Consider the following 616-nt stretch of genomic DNA (forward strand, 5'->3'; position numbering starts at 1 on the left):
CCTTGCGCCAGGTGATCAAAATCGCTTCCCGGATTGAACTGCAACTGTCGCTTCCCGGATTGAACTGCAACTGGTTGCCGACCACGCTGGCACTGCCCTGGTTTGCCGGTGCACTGGCGCTGACCAAGGTGAATGCATGGCCGTCGTCGACATCAGTGTCATTGGCCAGCACGTCGATCGTCAGGGTCTGGTTTTCCGTGCYGGCGGCCGTATCGGCCACCGCCACCGGCGCGTCGTTGGTGCCGGTGATGGTCACGTCCACCGTGGAACTCGAGAGCGCGCCGTGTTCGTCCTGCATCTGGTAATTGAGCGTCACGTGCTCGACCGCGCCTTGCGCCAGGTGRTCGAACACGTGACACTCAGTTACCAGATGCAGGACGAACACGGGGCACTCTCGAGCTCTACGGTGGACGTGACCATTACCGGCACCAACGACGCGCCGGTGGCGGTGGCCGATACGGCCGCCAGCACGGAAAACCAGACCCTGACCATTGACGTGCTGGCCAATGACACTGATGTCGACGACGGCCATGCATTCACCTTGGTCAGCGCCAGTGCACCGGCAAACCAGGGCAGTGCCAGCGTGGTCGGCAACCAGTTGCAGTTCAATCCGGGA

2 protein-coding genes are annotated in these 616 nt (G+C 62.1%); one reads left to right on the forward strand and one right to left on the reverse strand.

Annotated elements, in window-relative coordinates:
* Window positions 1–352, reverse strand: a 352-nt coding sequence (locus tag AC1DHT_RS29240) for an Ig-like domain-containing protein (RefSeq protein WP_477761598.1), incomplete at its 3' end; no start/stop codon positions are given.
* On the opposite strand from AC1DHT_RS29240, the gene AC1DHT_RS29245 reads away from it, so the two are divergent.
* The coding region (locus AC1DHT_RS29245) for an Ig-like domain-containing protein (RefSeq protein WP_477761599.1) at window positions 353–616 on the forward strand (264 nt) is incomplete at its 3' end.

This window comes from Pseudomonas sp. 05N432, assembly GCF_056396945.1.